General features: G+C 44.8%; 22 protein-coding genes. 5 read left to right on the forward strand and 17 right to left on the reverse strand.

All coding sequences use genetic code 11. The annotated features are described in order from the left end of the window. Positions 1 to 49: 49 nt before the first annotated feature. From P402_RS0110105 to P402_RS0110120, 4 genes are all read right to left on the reverse strand, one after another. Complete coding sequence (locus P402_RS0110105) at positions 50 to 1,021, reverse strand: LacI family DNA-binding transcriptional regulator (RefSeq protein ID WP_026828572.1); 972 nt, start codon at positions 1,019 to 1,021, stop codon at positions 50 to 52. Next, a complete protein-coding gene (locus tag P402_RS16465; RefSeq protein ID WP_051525149.1) occupies positions 1,005 to 1,898 on the reverse strand; it encodes a Cof-type HAD-IIB family hydrolase in 894 nt (297 codons plus the stop codon). The genes P402_RS0110105 and P402_RS16465 overlap by 17 nt, the downstream gene beginning before the upstream one ends. 92 nt (positions 1,899 to 1,990) lie before the next feature. Then, positions 1,991 to 2,287 (reverse strand): barstar family protein, encoded by a 297-nt coding sequence (locus tag P402_RS0110115; RefSeq protein WP_026828573.1) that lies wholly within the window; start codon positions 2,285 to 2,287, stop codon positions 1,991 to 1,993. Positions 2,288 to 2,315: 28 nt separating this feature from the next. Further along, positions 2,316 to 2,792, reverse strand: coding sequence for a hypothetical protein (locus P402_RS0110120; RefSeq protein WP_026828574.1), 477 nt, complete (start codon positions 2,790 to 2,792; stop codon positions 2,316 to 2,318). Positions 2,793 to 2,852: 60 nt separating this feature from the next. Between P402_RS0110120 and P402_RS0110125 the strand changes: the two genes are divergently transcribed. Continuing rightward, positions 2,853 to 3,431 (forward strand): histidine phosphatase family protein, encoded by a 579-nt coding sequence (locus P402_RS0110125; protein WP_026828575.1) that lies wholly within the window; start codon positions 2,853 to 2,855, stop codon positions 3,429 to 3,431. 305 nt (positions 3,432 to 3,736) lie between these two features. Here the strand turns inward: P402_RS0110125 and P402_RS0110130 are convergent, their stop codons facing one another. The 5 genes from P402_RS0110130 to P402_RS0110150 form a co-directional block, all read right to left on the reverse strand. Then, on the reverse strand, positions 3,737 to 4,621 hold the full coding sequence (locus P402_RS0110130; protein ID WP_026828576.1) for a hypothetical protein: 885 nt from the start codon (positions 4,619 to 4,621) through the stop codon (positions 3,737 to 3,739). Positions 4,622 to 4,767: 146 nt separating this feature from the next. Further along, entirely contained in the window at positions 4,768 to 4,968 is a 201-nt protein-coding gene (locus P402_RS0110135; RefSeq protein WP_026828577.1) for a hypothetical protein, read from the reverse strand. A 27-nt stretch (positions 4,969 to 4,995) separates the two neighbouring features. Continuing rightward, positions 4,996 to 5,262: a hypothetical protein gene (locus tag P402_RS0110140; protein WP_026828578.1), complete on the reverse strand. Its 267-nt coding sequence runs from the start codon at positions 5,260 to 5,262 to the stop codon at positions 4,996 to 4,998. Positions 5,263 to 5,283: 21 nt separating this feature from the next. Beyond that, the gene (locus P402_RS0110145; RefSeq protein ID WP_026828579.1) at positions 5,284 to 5,700 is read right to left on the reverse strand and encodes a hypothetical protein; all 417 of its coding nucleotides are present in this window, start codon (positions 5,698 to 5,700) and stop codon (positions 5,284 to 5,286) included. Positions 5,701 to 5,774: 74 nt separating this feature from the next. Further along, positions 5,775 to 6,713, reverse strand: coding sequence for an SMI1/KNR4 family protein (locus tag P402_RS0110150; protein ID WP_026828580.1), 939 nt, complete (start codon positions 6,711 to 6,713; stop codon positions 5,775 to 5,777). Between the two features lie 171 nt (positions 6,714 to 6,884). On the opposite strand from P402_RS0110150, the gene P402_RS0110155 reads away from it, so the two are divergent. Both P402_RS0110155 and P402_RS0110160 read left to right on the forward strand, forming a co-directional pair. Then, positions 6,885 to 7,790 (forward strand): EamA family transporter, encoded by a 906-nt coding sequence (locus P402_RS0110155; RefSeq protein WP_026828581.1) that lies wholly within the window; start codon positions 6,885 to 6,887, stop codon positions 7,788 to 7,790. A gap of 14 nt (positions 7,791 to 7,804) precedes the next feature. Then, positions 7,805 to 8,269, forward strand: coding sequence for a hypothetical protein (locus tag P402_RS0110160; protein ID WP_026828582.1), 465 nt, complete (start codon positions 7,805 to 7,807; stop codon positions 8,267 to 8,269). 83 nt (positions 8,270 to 8,352) lie between these two features. Here P402_RS0110160 and P402_RS0110165 read toward each other — a convergent pair whose 3' ends face one another. The 3 genes from P402_RS0110165 to P402_RS0110175 form a co-directional block, all read right to left on the reverse strand. Next, entirely contained in the window at positions 8,353 to 8,829 is a 477-nt protein-coding gene (locus P402_RS0110165) for a glutathione peroxidase (RefSeq protein WP_026828583.1), read from the reverse strand. A 74-nt stretch (positions 8,830 to 8,903) separates the two neighbouring features. Beyond that, complete coding sequence (locus tag P402_RS0110170) at positions 8,904 to 9,122, reverse strand: hypothetical protein (RefSeq protein ID WP_026828584.1); 219 nt, start codon at positions 9,120 to 9,122, stop codon at positions 8,904 to 8,906. A 94-nt stretch (positions 9,123 to 9,216) separates the two neighbouring features. Beyond that, complete coding sequence (locus P402_RS0110175) at positions 9,217 to 9,516, reverse strand: hypothetical protein (protein WP_026828585.1); 300 nt, start codon at positions 9,514 to 9,516, stop codon at positions 9,217 to 9,219. A gap of 157 nt (positions 9,517 to 9,673) precedes the next feature. Here P402_RS0110175 and P402_RS0110180 point away from each other — a divergent pair, with 157 nt between their 5' ends. Beyond that, a complete protein-coding gene (locus P402_RS0110180) occupies positions 9,674 to 10,645 on the forward strand; it encodes a DUF2268 domain-containing protein (RefSeq protein ID WP_026828586.1) in 972 nt (323 codons plus the stop codon). A 50-nt stretch (positions 10,646 to 10,695) separates the two neighbouring features. Then, the gene (locus P402_RS0110185) at positions 10,696 to 11,133 is read left to right on the forward strand and encodes a hypothetical protein (RefSeq protein WP_026828587.1); all 438 of its coding nucleotides are present in this window, start codon (positions 10,696 to 10,698) and stop codon (positions 11,131 to 11,133) included. Positions 11,134 to 11,424: 291 nt separating this feature from the next. Here P402_RS0110185 and P402_RS0110190 read toward each other — a convergent pair whose 3' ends face one another. From P402_RS0110190 to P402_RS0110210, 5 genes are all read right to left on the reverse strand, one after another. Further along, positions 11,425 to 12,153: a GntR family transcriptional regulator gene (locus tag P402_RS0110190; RefSeq protein WP_026828588.1), complete on the reverse strand. Its 729-nt coding sequence runs from the start codon at positions 12,151 to 12,153 to the stop codon at positions 11,425 to 11,427. A gap of 82 nt (positions 12,154 to 12,235) precedes the next feature. Then, positions 12,236 to 13,657, reverse strand: coding sequence for a glycoside hydrolase family 1 protein (locus tag P402_RS0110195; protein ID WP_026828589.1), 1,422 nt, complete (start codon positions 13,655 to 13,657; stop codon positions 12,236 to 12,238). A 29-nt stretch (positions 13,658 to 13,686) separates the two neighbouring features. Then, complete coding sequence (celB, locus tag P402_RS0110200; RefSeq protein WP_026828590.1) at positions 13,687 to 15,024, reverse strand: PTS cellobiose transporter subunit IIC; 1,338 nt, start codon at positions 15,022 to 15,024, stop codon at positions 13,687 to 13,689. A gap of 15 nt (positions 15,025 to 15,039) precedes the next feature. Further along, the gene (locus P402_RS0110205) at positions 15,040 to 15,369 is read right to left on the reverse strand and encodes a PTS lactose/cellobiose transporter subunit IIA (protein WP_034769915.1); all 330 of its coding nucleotides are present in this window, start codon (positions 15,367 to 15,369) and stop codon (positions 15,040 to 15,042) included. Positions 15,370 to 15,374: 5 nt separating this feature from the next. Next, a complete protein-coding gene (locus P402_RS0110210) occupies positions 15,375 to 15,671 on the reverse strand; it encodes a PTS sugar transporter subunit IIB (RefSeq protein WP_026828592.1) in 297 nt (98 codons plus the stop codon). Between the last annotated feature and the right edge of the window lie 9 nt (positions 15,672 to 15,680).

The raw sequence follows: 15,680 nt of genomic DNA on the forward strand, positions 1-15,680 counted from the left end.
CTTTGCGAAGATAAACCGCTACGTTTACAAGCTTTACAACCTTCAAGTGTCATGTCGTTTCACGCACGATCAGTTCGAGTGGCATCGGCTGACTGACGGGCATTTCTTTTCCCTGGGCCAACTGATCAAGCACTTGGACCGCTTCTTTTCCGAGTCGTTCAATCGGTTGGGCAACGGTTGTCATCCTCATTGCCTCCGCAATCGCCTGATTGTCAAAACCGGTCACAGCAAGCATCTCCGGAATGTTAATCCCTCCTTGTTTCGCCTGATGAATGATGCCGGCAGCAACGTAATCATTCCCGACGATGATGGCAGTTGGTCTGTCCGTCAGTTTCAGCAAGCGTTTCATCACGTCCTGTCCATCCGCAAAGGAATAGTTCTCCTCAAAATACCAGTCCGGCGACACACGTATCCCGTTTTCATGAACGAATGCTTCAAAAGTATGACGACGAATCATTCCGACGCCACTCGCCGGATTTCCGAGACACAGTCCAAGAGAAGTATGTCCCCGTTTCACTAAATGAGACAACACTGCCAAAATCCCGCTTTGATGATCAACAGAGACTTGCGCGATGTTACCATCCCGCTGTTCACAGACAACGACCGGACCATCGCGTTGGACACGCTCGAGTACTTCCGACGGACTGACCGATGAGCCGATGATCAGCCCGTCGATTTGCTTATGCCGCAGTTGTGTAAATGACTGCTGTTCCTGTTCCCTGTCATTAAACGTTTGATGAATGAGCATCGAGATATTCCGCTCGGCACAGGCGATACCGATTCCTTCAATCAATTGACTGAAAAACGGATGGTTGATTTGCGGGACCATCACTCCGATGACATTTGTTTTGCCGCGGGATAAATGAACCGCGTTTTGATTCGGTCGGTAATCCAGTTGCTTCATTGCCTGTAAGACGGCCTCCCGTTTCTCAGCAATGACATACGGCTGATTGTTCAACACACGGGAGACCGTCGAGCGGGAAACACCGGCTGCCTTTGCGATTTCAGTAATATTTGCCATCCTGTACTCCTTTATGTCTGACTTGAATCGAACAGAACGTTTCTAAAGCCATGGCAACTCCATCGTCATCATGATGTCCTGTCTCGTCCGTCGCCTGTCGTTTAACGGCGTCTTCCGCATTCCCCATCGCAATACTTGTTGTGGCGACCCGAAACATCGGCAGGTCATTGTGGTGATCGCCAATCGCTACGGTTGCTGTCAGTGAAATCCCCAACCGTTCAGCAAATTGTTGCAACGCCATTCCCTTATCGCTTCCGCTCGCCGTCACCTCAAGGTTAAATGGGCCGGAGCTTGTAACGGTGCAGTTTCGTGACGATAAGTCGTTTTCGATCCGTTTCAGTACGACAGCTTTTGGACTTACAATCATGAACTTCATGACTTTCGCTAAATCGACGTCTGAGAAATCCGTTACTTCCCGGACGCCGTATTGCGTCAATTGCGGCTGTACGGATTTAAGGAATTCGTCAGCTTGAAACAACGGATTGGTTCTCTGTTCCTTTTTGATTTGTTTCATCAGTCGATCCGTCGCATCAAACGTCAACAGAATTTCGTCTTCCAAGTAAATTTGAAGATATACGTCCTGCTTCAGCAAACAGTTCAAGATCGCTTCGCTCTCGTCAGAGGGGACATAAGTATTTTTCCGTATCGTTATCCCTTCGCATTCTGCCCGGATTTCTGCTCCGTTTGAACCGATAATTGGACAATCCAACCGGTGGAGCCGTAACAAATACGCTGCATCAAACGCCGCTCGCCCTGTCGCGATCACGACGATATCTCCGTTCTCCTGACATCGCTTGACGGCTGTGACATTTCGTTCTGAAATCATATGAGTTGAGTGTAACAAGGTGCCGTCTAAATCAATGGCAAATAAGCGCATGGTGTTCCTCCTCACGGGATGATGTACTGTTCGTCTTCAGTATAGATTCTGAAACGCATCCCAGAGCAACCTCCTATTACGGGCAATCGACCTCAATCCGTATTTTCCAAGAAAGTCGACATACATGGCTGAAGTTCCATTTCCTGATGGTAGTCATCCAGACACACTAATAAATGTTCCGCTTCTTTCGGCTGCTTTCGTTGGAGCGCTGAAAAGCCAATCCAAATGATTTCGTCCGGTAAACCGGCGTCTTCCGGGTCGGTGATGAGATCCCAAAATGCATCCCAGTTTTCCCCATAATGTGAAGGGAAGTTTAGTTTCTGTTTTAACAGCCGGTGCAGCTCGCTTGCTGACCGGATTGCGGTGACGTCTATTTCAACGGTTTTCATGAGTTCTCTCCTTTCGGCAACTTTCGCTTTACTTTGTATAGGTCAAAAATAAGGTCTCTTTTTTGTGACCACCCCACATGACGCTGATACGAAATATATCAGTAGTCGTGGCGACACGATAACTTTCTGTCGTCTCGATTGTCGAACCGCCCGGGAAGGTGCCGACCATGTCACTGAAATGGCTTGATCGCCTCGGCGAGCCGTCTATCTTTGAAAGAAGACTGTCCACTTCCCAAAGAATAGGTTGTTCCTTCTTATATGACTGTTTCACGTCTTTACCGATGTACTGAAGGGCGTAGCGTTCACTTGTATAATAGGAAAACAGACCATTCTTTGCCTGTCTTACTTCGATCACACCTTCCCATGAGGCACTTTTCGCTTGATAGACAAAACGGGTTGGTTTCTCCATCGTCCATCGTTCATAATAATCAACAAGGTATGCACTACTTATCAAAACAACAAAGCCAAGACCTATGAATTTTGTCCGTTGTGTCAGCTGTTTCATTTACGTTTCACCTCCAAGACCTGATCTTACTTATTCAAAGAAAAGAGGCATCTTCTACTCATGACTACCATTTATCTCGCACGCCACGCCGAGTCTCCGAAAACCGATTTGAATGAATGGAAACGCGGCTTGACTGATGCCGGACTGATTGCCGCGCAATCTGTCACAACCTACTTAAAAGATGAAAAGATCGACCTGTTTTTCTCCAGTCCGTATCAACGTTCGTTGTTGACGATTGAAGGAGCAGCACGCTGTTTCGGGAAAGAGATCTTGATTGAAGAAGACTTGCGGGAATGTGCGTTTTCCGGGCAACATCAAACGATACCGCAAGCTGATATATATCCACTCGTCCGACAGATGTTTGCCAATCATGCTTTTTCACGCGACGGCTCGGAAACGTTTCAATCCTGTCAGCACCGCGGTGTTCAAGCGTTGACCTCCATCCTGCAAAATCATCCCGGAAAACGAATCGTCATCGGCACGCACGGATTGATCATGACGGCAATTCTTAACTACTTTGATCCAAAATACGATTTTGATTTCCTGCTGCAGACGACCAAACCCGATATGTATCAACTTACCTTTACAGGGACAGAACTCGTGAACCTGTCACGCATCAAGTTACCGACTTACGATTGATGAGACGCGATGAACTCGAGCAACACCTGGCGGTTTGATTCCGGGGGTTTTCAACTTAGCTCTATGTAATTAGTTTATTTTACAGATGTTTAATTCATTGAGATGACTTTTTCATAAATTGAGTTTTTTATGCACCCTATAGATTATTATTCGTTTGATAAATTAAATGTTCTACTGCAAATTTTTTGGAACAAGTTCGATCCAAGTGATCAATCATGACACCTCGATTAAGAACATCGGGCTTAGCATCGTCTCTCGAAAATATCTTACGTTATCAGTTTTAAGTAAGTCACAAAAAATATTTATTATACTTCTTTTTTGAATTTCATATAATCATCATGGATTAGCTTGAAAATCCGGTCAGTTGATAGGAAGAAAAGTAGAATAGTCGTAATTAAAACTAAATCTCCTCTGAAATCTTTTATAACAAAGTTTTTTTCAAGTTGTATTAAGTCTTGATACCAAGAATATGATGAAAGCATAAATACGCCTATGTAAATGACAACTTTTTTTTGGGTCATATATACCTCATACTCATTATTTGTTTTAATTAATTTTTCTTTTTCATTAGAAAAATAATAATTCTCCATTATGAAAGTATTAGAATATAAGCTCAATAAAATAAAAAAACCAATAACTAATCCTAAGATTAAGTCTGGATATACAAAATTTAATATATCGATGTATAAGACTACATTTACAAGGAGAATGCAAATAATCATGTAAAATGAAGGCATTGTATTTTTGATAAAAAAATAGATTCTATCACTAATGTAATTTAACTTTTTATTTACTTTTTTATCCTTATTCACTATTTCTATATTTATTTTTCTTTGAACAATTACCACGTTATCTATAATTGCAACAAACCCAAGATCAATAAGTAATATTAGAAAACCAAAGAATTGGAAGCATAGTAATTCAGTTTTTATAGCCTTTAAAAACATTAATACAGCAATAAGTAATAATGTTATAAACAATATAAAAATCAAATAACCTAAAAGTCCACCCTTTTTAATAGTATAGAATTTTCTTGACTTCCCTTTCTCAATTCCTTTTTTGAACCTTTTTCTATATAGAGCCCTTAAGTTTTGTACCTTACTCCATATGGTATTTATAATTTTTAAAACTATATATGATGTTAAGTGTAATAGTATAACAAATGCTATTATTGAAATGAAAATAAACAAATCTTGATCTCCTCTACTGCTTACTTAAGTGTCTTCATCCAAAAAGTCCGATGAAATGCTCCTTTAAATGGAAGCCATCGGACTTTTTTCTATTGTTTGTTAAATAGCTTTACTTCAGTTGATTCTCAAAGAATTCATGTTACTTTTCAAATCCGTTTCTTACTTCGCTCATATCCCATGACCCAACCATGCAAGATCATTCCAATGATTCCCCATCCCATCATAACGAGCCCGACAAGTGTCAGAGTGATCTTTAAAAACAGCCCCATTTCAGTAACCGATAAAAAATGCATGAATACGATACCGGCCACCGTCAGCATCACTAAAGCAGGAAAATTCTTAATCATTTTGTTTCACTCCTTTAAAAGCTATCTTCATTCTGTCGGCTTTTCAGCTTCTAGTGCTGCTCGTTTTTGTGCTTCTTGTTTAAAGTCCTCATTCCACCAACCGCCGATCAAGAACGTACATCCCACAATCAGCGCGATGACCGGGAAGTAGATCAAATGATATTCTTCGAGTGCCTCTCCATCAAACTTTGGTGACAGTTCGATATAGGCGCTATACATCTGAACGATTAAAAACAAGAAAAAGCTGACAATCAATGACCATATTCCATAGCGGTAACTTGGATTCTTCCACATTTTTATTCCTCCTGGATTGAATTAGTTTAATCTGATTTCTTTATCGCCACCTGCGCTTTCACCTTTATCGTCACGAACAATATAGTCAATGTCATACACACCCGCTGGAATGACACCGGCTTTGACTTTTCTCTTCAGCGTCACCGTTTTATGCGGTTGCACTTCTTTCGACAACCGTTTCGGCTCCACCTTTTCGTACGAGTCATAGACGACTTTTTGCGAATCGTGCTTTCGGACCTTGACGTTGAGCAGATGACCGGCACGAGAGGCGACTTTTACCGGATAATCGCCGGTATTGGTCAGTTTGTATTCAAATACAAACCCGTCTTTGACACTTCCTGTGTACCCCGTTTCGATCGTCTGACTACTCGGTTTCATATCGAGGGACATGCATCCGGCTAAACTGAATAACAACGGAATAATCAGTAGTTTTTTCATTCCCATTCCTCCTTTTCGCATTCGTTTCAAAAGAGTTGAAGAAATGAAGGTGCTCTTTGAACGTAATGCTTTGCTTATTCCCAACCCGGTAATGGACGCGGTAAGTCGTTCACAAAGGCTTGATACCCGTCATACTGCATGATTTGGGTTTGCGGATGTTCTACACGTTTCGCGATCTGTTCACCGGATGCATCTTCACTTTCCCAAAGTGGTGCTTCTTTTTGGAACACATTGATTTCTGTAAAACAGAACTGTGGTTCCTCCAAAGTACTTATAAGAGAACGATGCACCTGTTTCATCGTATCGTAGTCAGATTGCCACCATAAATCAGGTTTTCCATTTTCATATGTATAGAAAGAAACAATAAAACCTCCCCGGCGGTAAATCGGATACTCGATTTCGATCCGGACCCGTTCCTCGGATGCAATCGGTACACCCGCCTGTACCTGTTCGGTGTCTTCTTCGACATAGTAATCGTCTTCCCGGACATCGAAGCTGTTGAATTCCCAGTACATATCACCTTGCGCGATGATCGACCGTTCAAGGAATGTCCCGAAGTTTTGACCGATAGCATCGGTGTCCTCGGTTGACCCTTCGTGATACTTCCAGTACATGTAGGGTGTATCTTCGGTTTTTGCATGATCCGTATGAATCAGAAGATATCCTTCGTTCACTTCTCCGATGATCCAGTAATGATCATAGTCTTCATCGATCAGACCGTCTTCCTTGGCTTCGATCGTCTTTTCCATCACCTCTTCGAGCGGATGTAAGACCAGCCCTTCGTCACCTAACATAAACAGTTTCGCTCCGTCATGCAGTTCAAGAAAAGTCTGATATTCGCTCGGTAACGGTTGCTTGAACTCGGCTTCGAACGCTTGAAGTGTTTCCGGTTTGACCGGTTTTGGCAGATGGAACGTGGCTTGACCGATTGAATTGTAACTTCGCTGGATGAACGTCGATCCATGGCTGATTTTCTGTTTGAGTCCATCGAGGACAACTGCGATTTGATTCATCATATCCATCCTTTTGTTTCTCTATGTATGAGCAGTCTTACCTCATCTTCATTTAGTCTACCATTTTACCAATAATTTGGTCGATTTTTCCTTCCAGTTTCTGTGGCATTCTTTTTCTAATCAAAAATGATCCTCAAACAGTATCTATGTCTATTAATCCGGAGGTAAACCATGCAAAAACAGTCTTCGATGTTGCTGATTTTACTGGCGGCGATGCTCTGGGGAACAACCGGCACGTCACAAGCCTTTGCGCCGGAAGCCGCTCATCCGATTGCGATTGGCGCCGTCCGCTTGGCGGTCGGCGGATTATTTTTACTCAGTCTCGTCTTATTGACGGGAAAGTTGACGCTGAAAGACTGGCCGCTGCCAACGATTTTTCTTGCTGCGCTCAGCATGGCCGCCTATCAGCCGTTGTTCTTTTCCGCTGTCCTCATGACCGGTGTCGCCGTCGGAACGGTCGTCGCAATCGGCAGTGCGCCGATTTTTTCCGGATTGATTGAATGGATTGTCTTAAAAAATCGACCGGGCACGATTTGGTGGCTGTCGACATTGCTTTCGATTGCCGGTTGTTTACTGTTGGTCATGAATCAGGCATCCGTTTCAGTCAATCCATTCGGGATCGTGCTCGCACTCGGTGCCGGCATGTCCTTTGCCATCTACACGTTTGTCAGCCGGGACTTAGTGAAAACACACCCTCCGCTATCCGTCGTCGCGGTCGTGTTTACACTCAGCGCTCTCTTGTTATCGCCACTGTTATTCCTGTTTGATCTGTCATGGGTGTTCAGTCTGCGCGGTGCCGGCATCAGTCTCCATCTTGGTGTCCTTGCAACAGGTGTTGCCTACTTGTTGTTTGCACGAGGTCTTGCGCACGTTTCGTCATCGACAGCCGTCACGCTGTCGCTTGGTGAACCGTTGACCGCTGCTTTACTCGGCGTCTTTGTCCTCGGGGAAACGCTCAGTCTGTTATCGTGGGTCGGCATTTCGCTTTTATTCTGCGGTATCGGACTACTCGTCTGGTCGTCGCGTTCGACACGTCAGTCGGACATACTCGAACTCGCCAAGGAAAAACACTCTTAAGGAGGGAATCAGTCATGCATATCACATTCGAGAAACTGACGTACCGGGAAGACTATCAAATTGCACTTGATCACTTTATAATCGATCGGGCCAATGGCAATCGATTAACGTTTTACTTCCGCGGTCATACGGACGAAACCATGATTATCAGCGGTGATTACGCCTGCAATTATTTTGAACTGTCGTTTGAAGCAGACAGCGTCCTGCTTCGATCGTCGGATTTGCATGAACTGGATGACGGGGTGGAGTTTAATACGGTTCCGCTCGTCCTGTATAAGGATTCGGCACTCCTGACTTTTGCGACGGCCTGGATGGGGCTGAAGCGGGACCCGTCGCGAGACTGGACGCATTACGCCATTCGAGCCTTCGAACAGGACTTTCATATCCTGTCCCCGCGTCCGCCCGTTTTTACGGACCTCGGTCATAAGATGAGTGACTATATCGTTAAACAGACGTTTGATCCGCCAACGAATATTTGATAAAAAAAAGCCCTACCTCGCCAAAGGTAGGGTGATGCGACTCGTCCCGCCCGACGGCTTGCGCCGGACGGGACGTGGTTTAATTATACATAGCGCACCAGTGTTATTTCAATCGTCTGGATCGAATCAACCGGCGCAAACCGTTTGACGACCCGCCCTTGACGATCGACGAGAAACTTCGTGAAGTTCCACTTGATGTTCGACGACAATAGTCCACCCTGCTGCTGCTTTAAATACGTATACAACCGGTGTTCTGCCGGGCCGTTGACGTCAATCTTCTGAAACATCGGAAACGTCACACCGTAATTCCGCTGGCAAAACTGCATCGTTTCTTGCTGATCGGCAAATTCCTGATTGTTGAACTGGTCACACGGAAATCCAAGGACCTTGACGCCTTGATCGGCATACTTGTCGTACAACCGTTGCAAATCCCCAAACTGACCGACAAGTCCGCATTTACTGGCTGTATTGACGATGAGAAGTACCTCTCCGGCGTAATCCTGCAAGGAAATGGTCTGTCCGGTTGCGTCTTTCACCTCGATCTCATAGAGCGATGGCATCCCGTCGCACCCCCTTTTCTGTCAGTATACGCCGCTGAAAAAGCTCCGTCTTTTTTGAACACGCAACCAGTTGCTTACCAGATGGATTCTTCCCGGCCACTCAGCTTAATGACAAACGGCATGATCAATAGAAAAAACAGGCTGACGTATCCGAGTGACAGGTAATGTTGCGTATCTTTTGAAAGATACTGCTTCTTGCCGCAGTTCGGGCAGTCCTTGCCGTGGTTTGCAAAACCGACAGCCAGTACGTCCTTTGTTTTCCACTTGTAGTCGCAATTTGTACATCGTACCATCTCATCATCCCCTTTCCTCTTTTTACCTGTTTCTTTAAACAAAGGTTTCATAATTATGATGACTGGTTGAGAAATGTTAATCGGCGAAACATGCTCATTCCTTAGATTTAAAGCTTCTCCCCACTTCCTGAAATGCTTTGATCCAATCTCGAAAATCGTCGTCTACATGAAAATACTCGTCCGGGCTATTTTGCAAATCCATTCCATAGACTGTCGTTAGACAACGAAAGACGGCCAACTCCTCCTTCGTCAATGGCCTGCCTTCTTTCTCTTCCATCCACTCCAAATCCGCCATCCGTTCATATGCCCACTCGGCTACTTCCTCTCGTGTCAGTTGTTTTTCCAGGACCTGTTCCAGTTTTTTTATCACTTCATCGATTTGAATAGTTCTCATGTCAGCATCTCCTAATTAAATAATCATATGAATAATTCAGGGATTAAATCCTTTTATTTTTATGGTATAATTTTACATATGATGTTCTGAACTTTATCCTTATCGATCAACAAGAACATTCATAAGTCTAACGAATTCGAAATGGAGGTCATTCCCTTTGAAAAAAATAATCGCTCCTTTACTTTGTATCCCGTTCCTGCTGTTAGCAGCCTGTACAGACGAAACAGAAAAAACAGTGACGCACTCCGAAAGTAAAAAATTTAAACCGGAAACCGTAAAGATCGGCGAGGATGGTGAATTAAACATCGTGCCGCTTTATGCGCCCTATCAAACTTATTTGAAAGCATCGCTTAAAGCCGATACTTCAGAAACGGATACAAAAAATTACGCAGAATACGTCCTTCGTTACATAGATAAGATTGGAGAGAAGGAAAACTTTGATCCGACCACCCTAGAGACTTTCTTTATGTTGAAGGCGACAGCTTACGAGCAGGATCTGCTGAACCAAACGAATGAATTGATGAAACAGCATGACGAAATCAAAGATATCATTACAAAAAACTATATCGCTTCCTATGAAGCGCTCCCTAAAAAGAAAGCTACGATTTTCATCGCACCGTCCAATCCGGAATTTTGGTCAATGACGGATCCTTTGGCCGGAGTGTCCGGAGCAGCTTTTCAAGACTCGATTATCATTCAACTAAATCCAAACTTCGATAAAGAAGTTTTAGCCTATACGATTGCGCATGAATATCATCACCTGGTTTTAAATGATACACCGGAGTTAAGCAGAATTGACACATCCCTTGATTCGGTCATCTTCGAAGGAAAAGCAGATGCCTTTGCCGATCAGATCGTCACGGAAGTCTCGCCTCCTTGGAATATACCGATGGATGATACAACCAAAAAACATGTGTCACGTCTGATTGGGAATGGTGAAGCCAATTATCAGGAGATTACAATGGGGAACACTGAAAAAGACATTCCTTTATGGAGCCGTTACTCTTTAGGTCGCGATATCTTGACGCATCATCTGAAAGCAAACCCTGATCTCGCCATCAAAACATGGACGTATGAAGAGAATCACGCTATTTTGAAGGGATATAAGTATCAAAAGCTCATTGAATGAAAAGACTTTTGACACACAAGAATGCCACGTGCAAAGGAGGACAGTTTCAAATGCGTAAATTTATATTAATCGGCTTTGTGATTATCATCATTGCTTTTTTCGTTCAATTCGAACCCTTCCGTGATGAACCACCAGATCCCCGTGTCGAGATACAGGGAAAAAGTGTTCCAACGGTCCAAGGGACATTTTGCTGGAGTGGCATGTTTAGCGGCCAATGCGTAGACAAAATCTATGTAGACGGTTTACACATGACTGAAAAAAGTAAACCGGTCACCGTCATGCCGAACAAGAAAATCCAGATTTCCTTCGATCCAGAACCTGATACAATCAAAATCCTTCGATTTAACAAGGAGACCGGTAACAAGGTTACGTTAAAAAATAATCAACTCGTAACACCGAAAGAAGCCGGAACATATGCCTATGAACTTCAAGCAAGATGGTCTGAGAATGGCGATGGTCAGTTTGCTTTCTTAATCAAGGTAGATTGAAGGGTGAATTGAATAACGGTATCGCACCGGTAACTATCCTCTGATTACTGACATCTAAGATGAGAAGGTCGTGACCTTGATTATTAAAATCGGTATTTTCATGATATCTATAAATCAGGGAGCTGAGACTTACGTGTGCGTAAGTATATAAACACATAAAAAAACAGGCTGTATACATTTCGATGTCGAAAATGAATACAGCCTGTTTTTTAATGACATTTAACTTGTGATCGACTATTGAGTGCCCGTTTACCCTAGTTGAGCTCTTTGAGATAACTTACCTATTCTTTTTTAGCGACCGATATGAACAGACGTAAATACAAATTTATCATATCGATGCCGCGAAAATGAATATTCGAACGGTTTTCCGTTTCCGAGAAAGACGACTTGTTCGACTTCAATCACGGGATCGGTTTCTTCGTTCCCTAGATATTCACGATCCCACTGGTTCGGTTTGTCTGCGCGAATCATCTTGTGTGAACTGGTGATCGTATAGCCGAGTTCTTCTTGAATGTACCGGTAAATCGAACTGTCCAGAATTTCTTTCGTCAATCCGGTGATCAGTGATGAAGGCATAAACGTATGTTCAATGACATATGGTTCCTCTTCCACATACCGGACACGTCGTATCTCGTAGACCGGATCGGTTTTCTCAATCATCAAGTGCCGGGCGACTTCCGCTTCCGGGAAGCGGACCTCGAACTGCAAGACTTCACTTTTCACTGCCCGCTCCCCGAGCAGTTTCGTCAACCCCTGCGATTCTTTATTCAATACATTGATTCTTCCCTGCGAAAAATTCGATGGCAGGATGAACGTGCCTTGCCCTCGTTGCCGGTAGATGATGCCTTCCAGTACTAAAATTTCCAGTGCGCGTTTCATCGTCATTCGACTGACTTCGAATTCCTGTCCCAACTGAATCTCATCCGGCATGGCTTCCTCGACATCATATCCGCCGTTGAGGATTCGTTCGCGTAACTCATCCGCGATTTTTTCATACTTTGGTTTCTTTTTTGTAGACATGATTCCACCCCATGTATAGACATATAAGAATAATATAACAAAAAAAGATAATCAGGGCTAGATATCCCCTGATTATCTTCCTTCATTTTATGAAACCATCCTCTTCTATCAATTGCTTGAACCAATGTCCACTCTTTTTGACCGTTCTGGTCTGACTGGCCAAGTCCACCCCGACGAAGCCATATCGGTTTTTATACGCATTGCTCCATGACCAGTTATCCATGAACGTCCAAAGATGATACCCTTTGACGTTCGCACCTTCTTGTAAGGCAAGATGGACCCACTTGAGATGCTCCGCGATGAAATCAATCCGGTAATCATCCTGAATGCTTCCGTCCGCATCACGATACCGTTCTTCTCCCTCGACGCCCATGCCGTTCTCCGAAATGAAGCACTCGATGTTTCCATAGTTCTCACGCAAGTTCGTCAAGATGTCATAGACACCCTTCTCGTAAATTTCCCATCCCCTGTGACGGTTCATTTTACGTCCCGGCATCTCGTAATAATCGAACAGATGCTCCGGCATGAACGGTGCTGCGGGGTTCGGCAGATGCTCCTTCACCTTGATCCGTCTCGGCTGGTAATAGTTAATACCGAGCAGGTCGACCGTATAGGTCGCAATCATCTGCCGGTCCGTTTCTTCCATGTCCGGTAGAGCGTTTTGTTCCTCTAACAGATTGATCAGTTCTTGCGGGAAGGTCCCGAGCACGGATGGATCCAGGAAGGAACGGTTGAACAGGATGTCCGCCAAGTGAGCAGCTTGGACGTCCGCCTCATTCTGGCTTCTCGGATAAGAAGGGGTCAGGTTCAGAATGATACCGATCTTGCCCGCCTGGTCTGATTCCTTATATGCTTTGATTGCCAGTGCACTGGATAAGATCGAATGATAAGCGACCTGGACGGCTCTTTTGAAGTCCACTACATTCGGATAATGGAAATCATACAGATAGCCACCTTCGACCGGGACGATCGGTTCGTTATGCGTGAACCATTTCGATACGCGGTCACCGAACAACTCGAAGCAAGTCTTGGCATAGTCGACGAAATGCAGGACGACGTCCCGGCTCTCCCATCCACCTTTTTGTTGCAGCGCAAGCGGCATATCGAAATGGTATAGATTGACGAATGGTTCGATATCCGCCTGGATCAGCTCATCGATCACACGATTATAGAAGTCCACGGCCAATGGATTGATTTTCCCTTCACCTGTCGGGAACAGCCGTGACCAGGAAATCGACAGTCGGAAAGAGTTGTGTCCCAGTTCCTTCATCAAAGCGATATCCTCTTCGTACCGGTGATAAAAATTAGACGCTACGTTCGCACTGACCCCGTCAAAGAATCGGTTGGGCTCTTGCTCGTACCAGTAGTCCCAAATGTTCGGACCCTTTCCCGCTTCATCTGCCGCCCCTTCCATTTGCGTGGCGGAGGCAGCCGTTCCCCACCAAAAGTCAGTCGGAAAGGTATACTTTTTTGTTTGTCCGGTCATGTTTTCAATCTGATTCATCGTATGCACATCCTATCTGTAGTTTTCACTCAACCGATTTGTTGATCTTTTTCCTGTATGGTCTTCGCCTCTGCTCTCTCCTTTTTCAGGTTCAGACGATCGATGAAGACAAGGAATGGGAACCACACGGCCATGATGATCGCGAAGTTGACGAGTTGTAATAATCCGCCGGCCAGGGAATTCGTCGCCATCATCCCGCTGATGAACATCGGAACGGTCCACGGGACGGCGACACCGGTCGGAGGCGGAACGAGACCTGTTGACATGGCGAAGTACGTCACGGTGACGGTAATCATCGGAGCGAAAATCCAAGGGATCATGATCAGTGGGTTCATGACAATCGGTAGTCCGAAAATCATTGGTTCATTAACGTTAAAGATACCCGGTCCGATTGACAACTTCCCGATTTGTTTTAATTGTTTGGAACGCATGAACAACAGGATGGCGACGACGACAGCCAGGGTCGAACCTGATCCGCCGATCCCGACAGTGTAGATTTCGATGAACTGTTTGCTGATGATGTTCGGGATTTCTCCATTTGACGTGTAGGCGTTCAGATTTTCGAGTGACAGCGTATTCCAGATCGGATCCATCACCGAGTTGACGATGACCTGACCGTGGAGACCGAAGAACCAGAAGAGCTGGACAAAGAAGATGGCAATCAAGGTCGGGACGAGTCCGTTTCCTAGATTGACGAGCGGCTTTTGGACAAGGTCAAAAATGAGATCGTGTAAGTTCGTGTTCAAAAGAGAAGTGACCGCAATGTTGATCATGAGGAAGGTAGTGAGGGTCAACAAGGCCGGGATGAGAGCTGAAAAAGATTTGGCGACCGCAGTCGGCACGCCGGCCGGCATTTTGATCGTCCAGTTCTTCTGGACGACGAAGCGGTAGATTTCTCCTGCCAAGAATCCGGTGATCATGGCAAGGAACATGCCTTTCGCACCTAAGCGGTCGAGCGGGATGACGTTTCCGACCGGACCTGTGACATTTTCAACTGAAACAAAAAATGGAGTAAGTAATAAGAACGAGACTAAAGCAATGACACCACCGAATACGGCTTCGACTTCGTAACTTTTAGAAAGATAATAGCCAATTCCAAATACCACAAACAATGACATGATTCCCATCGTCGCGGACGGTGCATTCCCGAGTGACGTCTTGAAGGCATCGAGTACGCCAGGAGACATGAACTTATCAAGAAACGGTAGATTCGCGACGACGACGATCAACGAACCGAACATCGTAATCGGAAAAGCAAGCATGAACGCATCACGTAACGTTTGCAGGTAACGACTGTTATTCAAAAATGCCGCCATCGGCATCAGGAAACGACTCAACAGGTCGAACCACTTACTATTCTCAGTCATCTCAAACACTCCTTCTTATTTTTTAGAAAACTTATGTTCCATGAGCTCGATGAGCCCCGAGGTTAAATCAAGCATCGTCTGAGTCGACATCAAGTGGTCCTCTGCATGCAGCAGTAATAGGGACAACGTTGCCGGTTCACCGTTCGCTTCCTTTTGCACTTGTCCAAAGTGAACCTGGTGCGCTTCCTGCAGTTGCGAACGTGCACTGGACAGCAATTGATCAAACTCTTCAAAGGTACCGTCTTTATACACTTCGATTGCCTCACGGATCGTACTTCTTGCATTCCCGCTGTGCAAAATCATCATGAACGCTACTTGTTCAATCGTCTGTTCATTCGTTGGCATATCATTCACCCCATCAATTTTACGGCTTGTTCGTACGCCGCTTTTCCGTCAGCCATTCCATACGCCATCATATCGATCACTTCGACCGGCTTATCTGTCGCCTTTTGAAATTTCGATAATAGAAAACGCATCTGAGGTCCAATCAGGATGACATCGGCACCATCCATCTCTTTCATTGCCTGATCTTGTCCTACTGCCCAAATCTTGGCTTCTTCTCCGATTCCCTTCGCATGTTCCTGCATTTTCGATACGAGGATACTCGTCGACATTCCCGAGCTGCACGCCAACATAATTTTTTTCATTTAAAATTC

It is taken from the genome of Exiguobacterium sibiricum 7-3 (assembly GCF_000620865.1).
In the GTDB taxonomy this organism is placed as follows: Bacteria; Bacillota; Bacilli; order Exiguobacteriales; family Exiguobacteriaceae; genus Exiguobacterium_A; species Exiguobacterium_A sibiricum_A.

Bases quoted from the DNA above. Each gene is read 5' to 3' on its own strand.
- P402_RS0110150 (WP_026828580.1), bottom strand. From the start codon at position 6,713: ATGAATCAAATCGCAGTTGTCCTCGATGGACTCAAACAGAAAATCAGC.
- P402_RS0110185 (WP_026828587.1), top strand. From the start codon at position 10,696: ATGCGTAAATTTATATTAATCGGCTTTGTGATTATCATCATTGCTTTT.
- P402_RS0110105 (WP_026828572.1), bottom strand. From the start codon at position 1,021: ATGGCAAATATTACTGAAATCGCAAAGGCAGCCGGTGTTTCCCGCTCG.
- P402_RS0110125 (WP_026828575.1), top strand. From the start codon at position 2,853: ATGACTACCATTTATCTCGCACGCCACGCCGAGTCTCCGAAAACCGAT.
- P402_RS0110145 (WP_026828579.1), bottom strand. From the start codon at position 5,700: ATGAAAAAACTACTGATTATTCCGTTGTTATTCAGTTTAGCCGGATGC.
- P402_RS0110210 (WP_026828592.1), bottom strand. From the start codon at position 15,671: ATGAAAAAAATTATGTTGGCGTGCAGCTCGGGAATGTCGACGAGTATC.
- P402_RS0110115 (WP_026828573.1), bottom strand. From the start codon at position 2,287: ATGAAAACCGTTGAAATAGACGTCACCGCAATCCGGTCAGCAAGCGAG.
- P402_RS0110165 (WP_026828583.1), bottom strand. From the start codon at position 8,829: ATGCCATCGCTCTATGAGATCGAGGTGAAAGACGCAACCGGACAGACC.
- P402_RS0110155 (WP_026828581.1), top strand. From the start codon at position 6,885: ATGCAAAAACAGTCTTCGATGTTGCTGATTTTACTGGCGGCGATGCTC.
- P402_RS0110190 (WP_026828588.1), bottom strand. From the start codon at position 12,153: ATGTCTACAAAAAAGAAACCAAAGTATGAAAAAATCGCGGATGAGTTA.
- P402_RS0110120 (WP_026828574.1), bottom strand. From the start codon at position 2,792: ATGAAACAGCTGACACAACGGACAAAATTCATAGGTCTTGGCTTTGTT.
- P402_RS0110140 (WP_026828578.1), bottom strand. From the start codon at position 5,262: ATGTGGAAGAATCCAAGTTACCGCTATGGAATATGGTCATTGATTGTC.
- P402_RS0110205 (WP_034769915.1), bottom strand. From the start codon at position 15,369: ATGCCAACGAATGAACAGACGATTGAACAAGTAGCGTTCATGATGATT.
- P402_RS0110175 (WP_026828585.1), bottom strand. From the start codon at position 9,516: ATGAGAACTATTCAAATCGATGAAGTGATAAAAAAACTGGAACAGGTC.
- P402_RS0110195 (WP_026828589.1), bottom strand. From the start codon at position 13,657: ATGAATCAGATTGAAAACATGACCGGACAAACAAAAAAGTATACCTTT.
- P402_RS0110135 (WP_026828577.1), bottom strand. From the start codon at position 4,968: ATGATTAAGAATTTTCCTGCTTTAGTGATGCTGACGGTGGCCGGTATC.
- celB (WP_026828590.1), bottom strand. From the start codon at position 15,024: ATGACTGAGAATAGTAAGTGGTTCGACCTGTTGAGTCGTTTCCTGATG.
- P402_RS16465 (WP_051525149.1), bottom strand. From the start codon at position 1,898: ATGCGCTTATTTGCCATTGATTTAGACGGCACCTTGTTACACTCAACT.
- P402_RS0110160 (WP_026828582.1), top strand. From the start codon at position 7,805: ATGCATATCACATTCGAGAAACTGACGTACCGGGAAGACTATCAAATT.
- P402_RS0110170 (WP_026828584.1), bottom strand. From the start codon at position 9,122: ATGGTACGATGTACAAATTGCGACTACAAGTGGAAAACAAAGGACGTA.